The sequence below is a fragment of the Pseudomonas sp. PF05 genome, assembly GCF_056521845.1.
This window is the reverse complement of sequence record NZ_JBWLPW010000008.1, coordinates 273,673-286,882: the sequence shown is the minus strand read 5'-3', so window position 1 is coordinate 286,882 and position 13,210 is coordinate 273,673. Positions and strand designations below refer to the sequence as shown.

14 protein-coding genes are annotated in these 13,210 nt (G+C 58.8%); 7 read left to right on the top strand and 7 right to left on the bottom strand.

The window, feature by feature from the left end:
• From AC09SL_RS16030 to AC09SL_RS16015, 4 genes are all read left to right on the top strand, one after another.
• On the top strand, window positions 1–739 hold a 739-nt coding region (locus AC09SL_RS16030), incomplete at its 5' end, for an RHS repeat-associated core domain-containing protein (protein ID WP_479571951.1).
• The gene (locus tag AC09SL_RS16025; RefSeq protein WP_331250279.1) at window positions 736–1,089 is read left to right on the top strand and encodes a hypothetical protein; all 354 of its coding nucleotides are present in this window, start codon (window positions 736–738) and stop codon (window positions 1,087–1,089) included. The genes AC09SL_RS16030 and AC09SL_RS16025, both read left to right, overlap by 4 nt.
• Before the next feature lie 25 nt (window positions 1,090–1,114).
• Window positions 1,115–1,513, top strand: a complete 399-nt coding sequence (locus AC09SL_RS16020) for a hypothetical protein (protein WP_479571950.1) — start codon at window positions 1,115–1,117, stop codon at window positions 1,511–1,513.
• The gene (locus AC09SL_RS16015; protein WP_058542348.1) at window positions 1,491–1,907 is read left to right on the top strand and encodes a hypothetical protein; all 417 of its coding nucleotides are present in this window, start codon (window positions 1,491–1,493) and stop codon (window positions 1,905–1,907) included. Before AC09SL_RS16020 ends, AC09SL_RS16015 begins: the two co-directional genes overlap by 23 nt.
• Window positions 1,908–2,180: 273 nt before the next feature.
• On the opposite strand, the gene AC09SL_RS16010 is transcribed toward AC09SL_RS16015, so the two are convergent.
• Window positions 2,181–3,968 (bottom strand): bifunctional diguanylate cyclase/phosphodiesterase, encoded by a 1,788-nt coding sequence (locus AC09SL_RS16010; RefSeq protein ID WP_058542347.1) that lies wholly within the window; start codon window positions 3,966–3,968, stop codon window positions 2,181–2,183.
• A 118-nt stretch (window positions 3,969–4,086) separates the two neighbouring features.
• Complete coding sequence (locus AC09SL_RS16005; protein ID WP_165826074.1) at window positions 4,087–6,165, bottom strand: carboxy terminal-processing peptidase; 2,079 nt, start codon at window positions 6,163–6,165, stop codon at window positions 4,087–4,089.
• A gap of 139 nt (window positions 6,166–6,304) precedes the next feature.
• Between AC09SL_RS16005 and AC09SL_RS16000 the strand changes: the two genes are divergently transcribed.
• The 3 genes from AC09SL_RS16000 (at window position 6,305) to AC09SL_RS15990 (ending at window position 9,031) form a co-directional block, all read left to right on the top strand.
• On the top strand, window positions 6,305–7,267 hold the full coding sequence (locus AC09SL_RS16000; protein ID WP_058542345.1) for a zinc-binding dehydrogenase: 963 nt from the start codon (window positions 6,305–6,307) through the stop codon (window positions 7,265–7,267).
• A gap of 337 nt (window positions 7,268–7,604) precedes the next feature.
• On the top strand, window positions 7,605–8,240 hold the full coding sequence (locus AC09SL_RS15995) for a DUF1326 domain-containing protein (RefSeq protein ID WP_058542344.1): 636 nt from the start codon (window positions 7,605–7,607) through the stop codon (window positions 8,238–8,240).
• 2 nt (window positions 8,241–8,242) lie between these two features.
• On the top strand, window positions 8,243–9,031 hold the full coding sequence (locus AC09SL_RS15990; protein ID WP_058542343.1) for a DUF2182 domain-containing protein: 789 nt from the start codon (window positions 8,243–8,245) through the stop codon (window positions 9,029–9,031).
• Between the two features lie 33 nt (window positions 9,032–9,064).
• Here AC09SL_RS15990 and AC09SL_RS15985 read toward each other — a convergent pair whose 3' ends face one another.
• Genes AC09SL_RS15985 through AC09SL_RS15965 form a run of 5 tightly spaced genes read right to left on the bottom strand, consistent with a single transcriptional unit; the run spans window position 9,065 to window position 13,186 of the window.
• Window positions 9,065–9,718 carry an HAD family hydrolase gene (locus tag AC09SL_RS15985; RefSeq protein ID WP_058542342.1) on the bottom strand — a complete coding sequence of 218 codons (654 nt, stop codon included), beginning with the start codon at window positions 9,716–9,718 and terminating at the stop codon, window positions 9,065–9,067.
• Window positions 9,719–9,764: 46 nt separating this feature from the next.
• Window positions 9,765–10,754 carry an ABC transporter ATP-binding protein gene (locus AC09SL_RS15980; RefSeq protein ID WP_058542341.1) on the bottom strand — a complete coding sequence of 330 codons (990 nt, stop codon included), beginning with the start codon at window positions 10,752–10,754 and terminating at the stop codon, window positions 9,765–9,767.
• Entirely contained in the window at window positions 10,751–11,551 is an 801-nt protein-coding gene (locus AC09SL_RS15975) for an ABC transporter permease (protein ID WP_058542340.1), read from the bottom strand. The genes AC09SL_RS15980 and AC09SL_RS15975 overlap by 4 nt, the downstream gene beginning before the upstream one ends.
• Window positions 11,538–12,374, bottom strand: a complete 837-nt coding sequence (locus AC09SL_RS15970) for an ABC transporter permease (RefSeq protein ID WP_175359939.1) — start codon at window positions 12,372–12,374, stop codon at window positions 11,538–11,540. Before AC09SL_RS15970 ends, AC09SL_RS15975 begins: the two co-directional genes overlap by 14 nt.
• Before the next feature lie 5 nt (window positions 12,375–12,379).
• Window positions 12,380–13,186, bottom strand: coding sequence for an alkaline phosphatase family protein (locus tag AC09SL_RS15965; RefSeq protein WP_058542338.1), 807 nt, complete (start codon window positions 13,184–13,186; stop codon window positions 12,380–12,382).
• Between the last annotated feature and the right edge of the window lie 24 nt (window positions 13,187–13,210).

Below are 13,210 nucleotides of genomic sequence, written 5' to 3'. Positions count from 1 at the left end.
GCTGCGCTTCCAGGGCCAATACTTCGATCCGGAAAGCGGCCTGCACTACAACCGCCACCGCTACTACAATCCCGAGACCGGCCGCTATCTGACGCCCGACCCGAGCAAGTTGGCGGGAGGGCTCAATGGGTACCGGTACACCCTGAACCCGACGGGGTGGGTGGATCCGTTGGGGTTGGACGATTGTCCGGGAAGCGACGGGTGTAAAAAGCCTGCCGCCGGTAAGCAAGATTCGACGGCTAAGCTTGGAGTGGATGAGGGTGAGCCGGCGCTGCCGATGACGGCAGAGCAGCGGCGGGCGCGGATTGATGAGTTGGCGGAAGCGAATGCCTATCGGCGGTTGGATGAGATGGAGCGATCTATCGACAGAGCGCATTTCTTACAAAAACACGGTGCTCAAACTACGACAGAGGCCCAGTTGGAGCGCGTCACGACAGGGCGAAATCCTGGAACAGGCGAAATAGAAACTTATACCCAAGGCAATAAAATAGGTCAGGCGAAGATTCCCTCTGCAGCGACACGCTTCATAAGCCATAGAGATCAATTGAACGCTATATATAGGGCGAAACTGATTTTTAGGCAAAGCGGCCTTCAACAATCCCGCGAGCCGATTGAATTTGGGAGAACGATAGGGGAGGGTTACAAAAAAGAAGGATTGCAGTATGGGCAGCAAACGAAAGCAGTAGTGATACTGAATAATGCGGGCTTTCCAATAACTAGCTACACGGAATTTGAATGATGACGAAGTCGTCTGATATGGTTGTGCTAAGAAGTCTCCTTTTTGTATTTGATATTGAAAATACAATAGATGAGGCTAGAGAGGAGTATATCGTTTCGAAGGATGTTAACTCGGACTCTGAGCTGACGGAATTATTTGATCGCTTGCTTAAGCCGGATTTTTTGGCATTTCAAAGTCATGAGCGTGAATGGTTTATCGAAAAAATTTCGTTTTATTTGGAGGGTGGATCCGATTTTAATGAGATCTTTTCTAAGATAACAACCTATTTTGATGATGATGTTAAGGATTCGCGTCAATTTATGAGGATTTTATTGGGTTGTCTGCGTCGATATCATTTGGATTTATTTTAATGACGTGATTTAGGGGGATGGTTTTTTGAAAAAAACAAAAAGATATGGTTCGTATATGTCTGATGAAAGCTCATCGGAAGCTCATACCGAAAATGTGAAGTTCTCAAGGCAAAGGCAGTGGAGAGCTAACTGCAGTACCAAATTCAATAGTTTTCGAATACAGCATCAAGCCATAAATGAAGCACTGACTCGAGAAGCAAGAGGCCTTCCCCGTTTTACAGGTGAAGACAAGAGAGGAAATCCAGTCGTGCGCATGTATATGCCCAAGGTTGGGCAGGGATACATACCCAACGTAAACGACAGAGAGAATCCAATATTTCAAAGCGAAATTAATGTATTCGAAGTCAGATTCGATTACGAAACGCTACGTCCGGTCACTGCTTATCCTGTAGGAGGTTTTGATGCTGATGCATCCGTTTCTTGATCGTCCTTATGATCCTCAGATTAGTCATTTTCTCGGCGGCTTCGAGATATATGATTGTGAAGAGACTCTGGGTGAGGAATTGTCGCAGTTCGATCTTAATAGTGCTGAAGATCGGAAGGAGCTGATTTATAAATACGTGGTCCATCGTTTTAGGGATCTAAGCTATCGTCACAAATTTTTATTTTTTTGTGTGCTCGCAATTGCACTCGACGATCCGGAGTATGATTTTGGTGAGGTGTTCGAGCACGAAGTGGTTTCACATTCAGCCCTTCCGCCAGGATGGGATGAAATGGAGGATTTCAGAGTTTTCTTTGAGGATATCTATAAATATCTAGCAGAAGAGTGGAACGAGGAACTTGATAAAGCCAGCCAAGAAGACCCTGCAACCTGGTAGTTCAGATAAGGCAAATACTTGATCGTTCCCACGCTCTGCGTGGGAATGCATCCAGTGACGCTCTTTTGCGTCACCTCCAGAAGCGAAACACGAGGGAACTAGCTCCCGCTGCGCCTGTAGGAGCTGCCGAGCGAAGCGAGGCTGCGATCTTTCCCCAGACAGTTGAATCCCAAGCGAAAGATCAAGATCAAGATCAAAAGATCGCAGGCTTCGCCAGCTCCTACAAAGCCCAGCGGGAGCAGGCGCCCTCGGCACGGGGCTGCGCCACATATTTCACACCGTCAACCCCAACGCCCCCACAGACTCTCGCCCAGCCAAACCCTCCACCAAATACACACTCCCGCCCAAAATATCCTTGGCATGATGCTTGGCCTGGGAAGCCAGCTCAGCCAACTGGCTGGCATCCAACTCCTCACAGGCCTCGGCGCGCAGGTGCACTACCCCAATCGACAGCGACAACAGCGCGAACTCCTGTCGAACGCCCTGTCGGTTCAACGCGGTAAAACATCCCGCCTCCAAATGTTCGGGGCGGTAGAAGCGGCGGCAGTGGGTCTGGAAGTCGCTGAGTAGTTGGTCCAGGCGTCTGCGCCAGTCTTCCGGGCCGAGGACCAGCAGGAAGTCGTCGCCGCCGATGTGGCCGACGAAGTCGCGGCTGGGGTCGATGCGTTCGTTCAGGCATTGGGCCAGGCACAGCAGGACTTCGTCGCCGCGACCGTAGCCGTAGATGTCGTTAAAGGGTTTGAAACTGTCGATGTCCACGTAGCAGATCACCGATTCTTGCCGTTGTTGCAGCAGGCGCGTGAGGCATTGCTGGATCGGGACGTTGCCCGGCAGCAGGGTCAGGGGGTTGGCGTAGCGGGCCTGTTGGATTTTCAGTTCGGTGATGAGCTTGAGCACGTCGATCACTCGGCCCAGGCCCAGGTAGCCGCCGTTGAGGGTGATGATGAAGTCTTCTTCGATGCGTTGTCGAGCGCGACTGGTGATCAGGCGGCTGACTTGTTGCAGCGACTGGTTCAACTCCACTGCGAGAAAGTCATCGCTCATCAAGCGGCTGATGGGTTTGCGGGCGAACAGGTCGGTGGCGAAGGGCTTGAGCAGGGCGTCCGAGAGTGAATGGCGATGGACGATGCCGCAAGGCTGCCCTTGATCATCCAGCACCGCCAGCGAGTTGAGGTTGGCCTGGCGACGAAACGCTTCCAGCACGTTGGCTGTCGGCGTGTTGTGGGCCACTGCCGGTTGTTCGTTGAGCAGCGCACTGAGGTCGTTGACCTCATCGGTCAAGACCGCCACGCCGCTGTCCTGCTTGGGCATCAGCGCCCGGGCGTCGCGTGACGGTTGTTCCTGAGGCCGGGCCAGCAGATACCCCTGGACCAGGTCGACGCCCATTTCGATCAGCACTGCCAGTTCTTCCGACAGTTCGATTCCCTCGGCGATCACTTGGGCACGGGATGCCCGGGCGATTTTCAGGATCGAGCCCACGAACTCGCGCTTGAGGGCGTCCTGGTGGATGCCGTCGATGAAATGCCGGTCGATCTTCACATAATCGGGCCGCAATTCAGACCACAGCCGCAAGCTCGAATAACCGGCGCCCAGATCGTCTAGGGCAATCGAAAAACCCATCGCACGATAATGATGCAGCGCGGTTTGCAGGAGCTGGAAGTCATCGATGGGGGTTTGTTCGGTCAGTTCGATCACGACCTGGCTGGGCGCAATGCCGTGGTCCTGCAGCAGTTGCAGTGTGCGCCCCGTCTGGTGCGCGGATTCCAGCAGAGACTCGGGCGAGAGGTTGAGAAACAGCTTGCCCGGCAATTGTTGCTCATTGAAGCGTTGGCAGGCGCTGCGGCGGCAGGCCAGTTCCAGTTCGCTGAGACGGCCGGCCTGGCGCGCCACGGAAAGCAGCGCGATGGGCGAGTGCAACGGGCTGTTGGAGGGGCCGCGGGTCAAGGCTTCATAACCCACGATGCGCCGTTCGGAAAGGCAGATGATCGGTTGGAACAGGCTGTGCAAACCGCTTTGAGCCAGGATCGAACTCAAGGCACTCAGCTGTTCTGTCGTGGTCATGGCAATCTCTGGCGATAAAAAAAGGACCGGGTGCGCGGCACCCAGTCCTGTATTTCACGACAGACTGATGTCAGTTTGATGACACTCAGACGAGTGTCACCATTAAATGGCCATCATCTTAGTGCTTGGCGATCGCCGTGTTGAGTTTCAGGTAGTCCAGCAGGATCCGCCCGGTCTCGCTCAGGTAGGCATCGTCTTCCGGCTTGGTTTTCTCCGGCTCGGTGATCAGGTCTTCGTCCTCTTTCTTCAGCTCTTTGAGCGGTTCTTCGCCCTTGGCCTTGCGACGCAGGTTTTCCATGGCCAGTTGCTTGGTCTCGATGTCTGCATGCTGCGCGCGACGCTCGGCTTCGTTGAGGGTGACGGTTTTCTCCATCATCAACTTCTGCGCCAGGGCCAGCTTGTCGCGGATGAACACGAATTCCGCGTCCTGGGACGAGCGCGCATCGTGGTCGGACTTGAGTTGGGCCAGGAACGGTTTGAACGGGTCCACGGCCGGTTTGATCGCAGGCCGGATGGTGTCCCATGGCATGGCTTCGGGCAGGGCGCTTTCACCGATTTCCTTGGTGTCGATGATCGACGGGTAATCGATGTCAGGCAGCACGCCCTGGTGCTGGGTGCTCTGGCCGGAAACCCGGTAGAACTTCGCCAGGGTCAGTTTCAGTTCGCCATGGTTGAGCGGCTGGATGGTCTGCACGGTGCCTTTGCCGAAGGTCTGGCCGCCGATGATCAGCGCACGGTGGTAGTCCTGCATGGCACCGGCGAAAATCTCCGAGGCCGAAGCCGACAGTCGGTTGACCAGCAAGGCCATCGGCCCCTTGTAGAACGCGCCCGGGTTTTCGTCTTCCAGCACATCCACCCGGCCATCGGCGTTACGCACGAGCACGGTCGGGCCCTTGTCGATGAACAGGCTGGTCAGCTCGGTGGCTTCCTGCAGGGAGCCGCCGCCGTTGTTGCGCAAGTCGATGACCACGCCGTCGACCTTTTCCTTCTGCAGTTCGGTCAGCAGCTTCTTGACGTCGCGGGTGGTGCTCTTGTAGTTCGGATCCCCGGCGCGGAAGGCCTTGAAGTCCAGATAGAAGGCCGGGATTTCAATGATGCCGAGCTTGTAGTCCTTGCCGTCCTGCTTGAGGTGGAGGACTGATTTTTTCGCTGCCTGGTCATCCAGCTTCACCGCTTCACGGGTGATGGACACGACTTTGCTGGTCTGGTCGTTCGGCGCATTGCTGGCCGGGATGACTTCCAGGCGCACCACCGAGCCTTTCGGCCCACGGATCAGCTTGACCACTTCGTCCAGGCGCCAGCCGACCACGTCGACCATTTCCTTGTTGCCTTGGGCAACGCCGATGATCTTGTCCGCCGGGCTGACCTGTTTGGTCTTGTCCGCAGGGCCCGCCGGGACCAGGCGCACGATTTTCACCTGGTCGTTGTCGCTCTGCAGCACCGCGCCGATGCCTTCCAGGGACAGGCTCATGTTGATGTCGAAGTTTTCCGCGTTATCCGGCGACAGATAATTGGTGTGCGGGTCGTAGGACATGGCGAAGGTGTTGATGTACGCCTGGAAAATGTCTTCGGCACGGGTCTGGTCCAGGCGAGCCAATTGATTCTTGTAGCGCTTGGTCAGGGTTTCCTGGATCTGTTTGGGATCCTTGCCGGCAATCTTCATGCGCAGCACCTCGTCCTTGACGCGCTTGCGCCACAGGTCATCGAGTTCGGCTGTGCTTTTGAGCCAAGGAGCGTCCTTGCGGTCGACCAGCAAGGTTTCCTTGGTATTGAAGTCGATTTTATCGACGCCTTTGTTCAGTTCGGCAAGGGCGTAGTCCAGGCGCGCCTTCACGCGGTCCAGATAGCGCTTGTAGATGGTGAACCCGGCGTTCAGGTCGCCGCTCTTGAGGAAGTCGTCGAACTGGGTTTTCCACTTGTTGAATTCGGCGATGTCGCTGGCCAGGAAATAACTGCGCGATGGATCGAGCAGCTTCAGGTAGCTGTCATAGATAATGACCGAGCGCGCATCATCGAGCGGTGGCTTGCTGTAGTGATGGCGCTTGAGCAATTCGACCACGTTAAGGCTGGCAATCACCTCGTCACGATCGGGCTGAAGCTTGTCCCAGCTGTTGGCAGCGAACGTATCGTTCGACAGCGGTAACAGGCCGAGGCCAATGACGAGCGCGAGGGCGGTACTGGGGAACAGGTGCTTCATGCTGATTCGACGCAGGGACAATTGATAACGCATATTAGGCCGTCTTTGAAGTCGCCGGTTCCATGTGGCCCGGGCGCATAATGCAAGAAAGCCCGGCGTTGAAGCAGCGGGCCCAGTCGAGACTCACTATGGAGGCACCGTGAAAGCATTGCAAGGCGTTGAAGGCCAAGTGGTATGGGCAGATGAGCCGAATCCGACGTGTGATGTCGGGCAGGTTCGTATTCGTGTGGCAGCCGCCGGCCTGAACCGGGCCGATTTGCTGCAAAAAGCCGGACTTTACCCGCCGCCACCCGGCGCCAGCCAGGTGTTGGGGCTGGAATGTTCCGGGGTGATCAGCGAAGTCGGACCTGGCTCTTCCTGGCAGGTCGGCGACCGCGTTTGTGCGTTGTTGGCCGGTGGTGGGATGGCCGAGGAAGTGGTGGTCGATGGCCGTCATGTGCTGCCCGTGCCGGAAGGCCTGTCGATGGCCGAAGCGGCCGCGCTGCCTGAGGTCTACAGCACCGCATGGCTGAACCTGTTCCAGCTGGCGGCGCTCAAGCCGGGTGAGAAAGTGCTGCTGCACGCTGGCGCCAGCGGTGTCGGTTCGGCCGCGATCCAGCTGTGCAAGGCGTTTGGCAACCCGTGTTGGGTCAGTGTCGGTTCGACCGAGCGGCTGGACTATTGCGAGGCGCTGGGCGCCCAGGGCGGCGTGGTGCGCACCGATGGCCTGGAGGGTCTGAATGACCTCGGTCCCTTCGACGTGATCCTCGATCCGGTGGGCGGCAGCTACGCCAAACTCAACGTGAAACTTTTGTCAGTTGACGGCCGCTGGGTATTGATCGGCCTGATGGGCGGGCGCTCCACCGAGCTCGATCTGGCGCAGGTGCTGGGCAAGCGCATCCAATTGCTTGGCTCGACCTTGCGCAGCCGTGACGAGCAGTTCAAGGCCGACCTGATCAGCCAACTGGGCCAACAGGTGTGGCCGTTGTTTGCGGACAAGCGTTTGAGCCCGCAATTGGCCAAGACCTTTGCGATCAAGGACGCCGAAGCGGCGTTTGCGGAGCTGGCGAGCAACCAGGTGTCCGGCAAGCTCGTGTTGGTGATCGATGAAAGCCTGAGCTGACTTCCGGAGCTGGACGCGGACTTGTGGGAGCAAAGCTTGCTCGCGAAAGCGATGGGTCAGTTTGCATCGATGCTGAATGTACGGCCGCCATCGCGGGCAAGCCTTGCTCCCACAAGGGGCTTCGGGTGCTCATAGAGCCGGTGTTCACCCCAAATCCCTTGTGGGAGTTGAGCCAAGGCCTCCAATCGACGGTGGCTTGCACCTCTCACCAGCGCCCACGGGCAAGCTGACCTTCGGTCGGCAGCCCGTATCCGATGCGCGCGCCCTGCTAGCGTTAATTAATGGGGGATGGGGTTACCGCAGCTTTCATTTCACCCGCCAGGTGAAGAGGTTGATCATGGCCATCGCCGAATGGCGCATGCAGGGCGTCGAATTCATTGCCTGCAACTGTAATTGGGGCTGCCCCTGTCAATTCAATGCGCCACCGACCCATGGTCACTGCCAGGCGGTGGCGTCGATGCGAGTGGAACACGGGTATTTCAATCAGGTAGCGCTGGACGGCTTGTGCTGGGCCGCCACCTTCGCTTGGCCGGGCGCCATCCATGAGGGCAACGGCAGTTGTCAGGTGTTCATCGATGAGCGCGCCGACGAGGCGCAACGCCAGGCCCTGCTGACCATCCTTTCTGGCCTGGAGAGCGACCCTGGGGCCAACGTGTTTCAGGTGTTCAGTAGCACCATGAGTGAAGCGTTCGAACCGCTGTTCGTGCCCATCACCCTCTCCATCGATGTCGATCAGCGCTTGGCGCACCTGGACATTCCAGGGGTGTTGCAGGCCAGCGGCGAGCCGATCCGCAGCCCGATCGACGGCTCCCCTCATCGAGTCCGCCTGGCCCTGCCCAACGGTTTCGAGTTCCTTGAGGCCGAAGTGGCCAGCGGCAGCTACCAGACGCATTCAGCCCTCAAACTACAATCCCAGGGCAGTCATAGCCACCTCGCCCACGTGCACTTCACCGGCCATGGCATAGAGCCGTAAAAATGGCACAACCTCAGGCGGTGATGCAGAGCAAGCGATTGACAGGCGAGCAACTGCTGCTCCTGCTCTGCCTGCTCGCGCTGACCGCGTTGGCCTGGCTGATGCTCCTGCAGATGGGCCGCGACATGAGTGCGCCGGGCGGCATGGCTGATACGGCGATGGGCGGCATGCTCATGCCCTGGAGCCTGGCCGATGCGCTGCTGATGTTCGCCATGTGGGTGGTGATGATGATCGGCATGATGCTGCCCAGCACCCTGCCCATGCTGCTGATCTACCAGCAGATGCTGCGCAAGCGCATGCCGGCACCGCAGCGACACTTGGCACTGTTGCTGTTCTGCAGCGCCTATGTTCTGGTCTGGGCCGGTTTCGCCCTGGGCGCCACGGCGTTGCAATGGGCGCTCGAGCAACTCGCCCTGCTCAGTCCGGGGATGCGCAGCACCAGTACCGCGCTGGGCGCCGGCCTGCTGTTGGTCGCCGGCGTCTATCAGTGGCTGCCAGGCAAGGCGGTCTGCCTTGAGCATTGTCGCGGGCCGCTGCATTTCCTGCTCAGTTACTGGCGTCCCAACGTGCTCGGCGGCTGGCGCATGGGCCTGGCCCATGGCGCTTACTGCCTGGGCTGCTGCTGGGCCCTGATGGGCCTGCTGTTCGTGGTCGGCGTAATGAACCTGCTCTGGGTGGCAGTGATCGGTGCCTTCATCTTGCTGGAGAAAAACCTGCCGCAGGGACTCTGGCTCAGTCGTCTCTGCGGCTTGTTGTTGCTCGGCTGGAGCCTGTGGCTGCTGCTGGGCTGAACCTGTGGGAGCAAGCTCGCTCCCACTAGGGGCTTATTTCCAGGTATGGATTGGCCACCCGGCCAGTTCGGCATGGGCCTTCAACACCGGGTCCGGATTCACCACATGGGGGAAATCCACCCGCAGCAACAGCGGCAGGTCATTGCGCGAATCGGAATAGAAACTTGCACCTTCCAGGTTCTCTTCCTCGGCATCCAGCCAGTCCAGCAGGCGGGTGATCTTGCCTTCGCGGTAGGTCAGGGTGCCCACGGTCTGGCCGCTGTACACCCCATGGCTCACTTCAAGTTCGATCGCCAGGATCTCGTCGATGCCCAGGCGTTCGGCAATCGGCTTGACCAGGTGCGTGCCCGAGGCCGAGATCACCAGGATCCGGTCGCCGGCCTTGCGGTGTTCGGCGATGGTCTTGGTGGCGTCGCTGAAGATGATCGGTTCGATGAAGTCTTCCACCCAGGGCGCCACCAGGTGTTCGATTTCTTCCGGTGTGCGGCCGATCATCGGTTCCAGGCTGAAGTCCATGTACTCTTCCATGCTCAGCTTGCCGTGGCTGTAGGCGTCCATCAGTGCGTTGTTGCGCTGCATGAACGACTCGGGGTCGACCCAGCCCAGGCGTCCCATCTGTTCGCTCCAGAGGGTGGCGCAGTCGCCGTGGATAAGGGTTTCGTCCAGATCAAAAATTGCCAGGGCCATCAGCGCGTTTTCCTTTTCAAGATCAGCTTCAAAATCAATAAAGCCATCAGGCTACCTCACACAGCGCCGACGGATCGATGGAAAGTGACAGCCGTGCGCCATCGGGGTGCAGGTCGGCGGCCGAGCGATTGAGTACATCCACCACCAATTCCACGCCACGGGCCTCGACCCGATAGCGAATCACGTTGCCCAACAGGCTGTGGCTGCGGATCAGCGCATCGGCCTCGCCGTTGCGGCTCAGCTCGATGGCTTCCGGACGGATGGCGATACGGCCGCTCATCGGCCGTTGCAGCAGTTTGGTCGCGCTGTCGGCGTCCAGCAGGTTGTAGTTGCCGATGAAACCGGCGGCAAAGACGTCGACTGGCGCGGTGTAAAGGGTTTCGGCATCGCCGCTTTGTACGATCTTTCCTTGGTTCATCAGGAAAATCCGGTCAGACATGGTCAGGGCTTCTTCCTGGTCGTGTGTGACGAAGATCGTGGTCAGGCCCAACTCGCGCTGGATCTGTCGGATCTGTTCGCGCAAGTGCTTGCGAATCCGCGCATCCAGGGCCGACAGCGGCTCGTCCAGCAGCAACAGGCGCGGCCGGGTCACCAGGGAGCGGGCCAGGGCGACGCGCTGGCATTGGCCGCCGGACAGTTGATGGGGGTAGCGGCCGGCAAAATCATGCAGCTCCACCAGGCGCAGGATCTCCAGCACGCGCTTGTGGCTGTCCGCGGCATCGACCTTTTGCATACGCAGGCCGAAGGCGACGTTCTGTTCCACGGTCATGTTGGGGAACAAGGCGTAGCTCTGGAACACCATGCCGATGCCGCGTTTCTGCGGGCTCAACGGAACGATGTCTTGCCCGTCCAGGATGATTTGGCCGGCATCCACCGCGGTCAGGCCGGCAATGCAGCGCAACAGCGTGGACTTGCCACAACCGGAAGGGCCAAGGAGGGTGACGAATTCGCCCTTGCGGATCTCGCAGTTGATGTCGCTGAACACCGGTGTGCCGGCGTAGCTTTTTTGCAGGTGTTGGACGCTGACGTAGCTCATTGGCTTTTGTCCTTGCTCAAGATGTTGGCCGCCCAGGTCAGGACCAGTACGAAGAAGAAGTAGGAAATCACCAAGGCACTGGTGAAGTGGCCGCTGCTGTTGCGCATGTTATTCAGGTACACCTGCAGGGTTTCATAGCGGGTGCCGACGAGGATGTTGGCAAACACGAATTCGCCGAACAGGAACGAGAACGACAGTAGCAACGCCACCATCAAGCCCTTGTGCAGATTTGGCAGCACCACCAGCAACGCGGCCTGGAAGGTGCTGGCGCCGAGCAGTTGGGCGGCGTCCATCAAGTCGCGCAGATTTATCGCTTGCAGGTTGTTGGTGATCGCCCGGTACATGAACGGCAGGGCGACGGTGAAGTAGCAGCCGATCAGGATCCACGGCGTGCCGACCATCGCCAACGGCCCGGAGCCGTAGAGTTGCAACAGCCCCACCGATGACACCACCGGCGGTACCGCGAAGGGCAGCAGAATGAGGATGTTCATCAGCGCGTCGAGTCTGGGGAAGTGGTAATGCACCACGAACAGCAATGGCAGGATCAACACCACCGAGAGCACCAGCGCACCGACGCAGACCAGCAGCGATTGACCGAAGGCGTGGAGAAAACGTGGATCGCTCCACAACTGCACATACCATTTGAACGTGAAGCCGCTGGGCAGCACGGTGGCCGACCAACTGCTGGCGATGGAGTAGACGAGCGTGCCGGCCAGGGGCAGCAGCAGGATGGCGAACAGCAGGTACACCACCGCCCGATGATAGAGCCCGACGGAGCCCGGTTCAGCGCGAGACATGGTAGCTCCTCTTGAGCAGCAACTGATGGACGATGGTCACCACGGTCATCAACGCCACCAATATCACGGCCAGGGCGCTGGCCATGTTCGGGTCGAGGGAAATATCGCCGGAAACCATGGCGGCGATGCGGATCGGCAGTACGTTGAAGTTGCCGGTAGTCAGCGCATAGACCGTGGCGTAGGCGCCGAGGGCGTTGGCCAGCAGGATCACGAAGGTGCCCAGCAGCGCCGGGGTCAGCACCGGCAAGCCGATGTGTCGCCAGAACTGCCAGCCGTTGGCGCCCAGCAGCTCGGCGGATTCGCGCCAGTCTTCGCGCAAGGCGTCGAAGGCCGGATAGAGCAGCAGCACGCCCAGGGGGATCTGGAAGTAGGTGTAGAGAATGATCAGCCCGGTTTTGGAGTACAGGTTGAAATCTTCGATGATCCCAGCCTGTTTGAGCATGATCGTGATGCTGCCGTTGAACCCGAGCAAAATGATGAAGGCGAAGGCCAGGGGCACGCCGGCGAAGTTGCTGGTCATGTTGGCGAAGGCGTTGACGAAGTTGCGCAGCCGCGAATCCACGCGGCGCAGGGAGTAGCTGCCGAGCACAGCGATGACGATGCCGAACACACTGGACCAGAAGCTGATTTCCAGGCTGTGCTGGATCGCTTGCAGGTAGAACTTGGAACTGAAGATCTTGCTGAAGTTGGCCAGGCCCCAGCCGAACTCTTGCGATTCCAGGCTATTGACCAGCACCCAGAACAGCGGGGCGATCTGGAACACGATGAAGAAAATCGCGAAGGGCACCAGGCACAACGCTGCCAGCCATTTGCCGCGCGTCATGGCGTTCACTTGAGTATCTCCTGGCAATAGGGTTTGTCGTGGTCGACGCCGAGCAATTGGCAAATGGTGCCGCACAGTTCGGTCTGCCGGGGCGTGGCCGCGGGATCGAGACTGAAGCCGCTGCCCAGGACAAACAGCGGCACTTCCCGTTCTTCGGCCAGCAGGCCGTTATGGGAGCGGTCGTTGTTCATGCCGTGATCGGACGTCACCAGCACCTGGTAACCGGCATCGAGCCAGCCTTGCAGGTAGACCGCCAGGTTGATGTCGGCCGAGCGGGCGCTGTTGCGGTATTGCGCAGTGTCGAGGCCATGCTTGTGGCCGGCATCGTCGATGTTCATCGGATGCACCAGCAAAAAGTTCGGCATGTAGCGCAGGCGCAGGTGTTCGGCGTCGGCGAACAGATGGGAATCGGGGTAGTGGTCATTCCAATAGAAATGCCCATATTGAATCGGCAAGTCGGGGTTGTCGGTATGACGATCACGACCGGCCACGAAGGGCGAAACGTTGTAGAGCTCGCTGACCCAGTGATACGCCGCGGCCGCCGTACTCAAGCCGGCCTGGGTGGCGTAGTGGAAAATGCTGCGCTGGTTCGACAGGCGCGAGACGTTGTTGTGCACGATCCCGCTGTCGATGGGCACGACGCCGGTGAGGATGCATTCATAGAGCGGGCGGGACAGGGCGGGCAACTCACATTCCAGTTTGTAGAGGGCCGCGCGTCCTGCGCCGACGTAAGCCTGCAAATGCCCCATGGCATGCCGGGCGACCTCATGGTTGAGACCGTCGAGCACCACCAGGATGACGTTGTGCTTCATGGGTACCGGGACTCCGGACAGATA

What these genes read in the sequence shown, in the direction of transcription:
- AC09SL_RS16015 (WP_058542348.1), top strand. Translation starts at nt 1,491, where the DNA reads ATGCTGATGCATCCGTTTCTTGATCGTCCTTATGATCCTCAGATTAGT.
- AC09SL_RS15990 (WP_058542343.1), top strand. Translation starts at nt 8,243, where the DNA reads ATGGCACAACCTCAGGCGGTGATGCAGAGCAAGCGATTGACAGGCGAG.
- AC09SL_RS15980 (WP_058542341.1), bottom strand. Translation starts at nt 10,754, where the DNA reads ATGAGCTACGTCAGCGTCCAACACCTGCAAAAAAGCTACGCCGGCACA.
- AC09SL_RS15965 (WP_058542338.1), bottom strand. Translation starts at nt 13,186, where the DNA reads ATGAAGCACAACGTCATCCTGGTGGTGCTCGACGGTCTCAACCATGAG.
- AC09SL_RS15995 (WP_058542344.1), top strand. Translation starts at nt 7,605, where the DNA reads ATGGCCATCGCCGAATGGCGCATGCAGGGCGTCGAATTCATTGCCTGC.
- AC09SL_RS15975 (WP_058542340.1), bottom strand. Translation starts at nt 11,551, where the DNA reads ATGTCTCGCGCTGAACCGGGCTCCGTCGGGCTCTATCATCGGGCGGTG.
- AC09SL_RS16010 (WP_058542347.1), bottom strand. Translation starts at nt 3,968, where the DNA reads ATGACCACGACAGAACAGCTGAGTGCCTTGAGTTCGATCCTGGCTCAA.
- AC09SL_RS15970 (WP_175359939.1), bottom strand. Translation starts at nt 12,374, where the DNA reads ATGACGCGCGGCAAATGGCTGGCAGCGTTGTGCCTGGTGCCCTTCGCG.
- AC09SL_RS16005 (WP_165826074.1), bottom strand. Translation starts at nt 6,165, where the DNA reads ATGAAGCACCTGTTCCCCAGTACCGCCCTCGCGCTCGTCATTGGCCTC.
- AC09SL_RS16025 (WP_331250279.1), top strand. Translation starts at nt 736, where the DNA reads ATGATGACGAAGTCGTCTGATATGGTTGTGCTAAGAAGTCTCCTTTTT.
- AC09SL_RS15985 (WP_058542342.1), bottom strand. Translation starts at nt 9,718, where the DNA reads ATGGCCCTGGCAATTTTTGATCTGGACGAAACCCTTATCCACGGCGAC.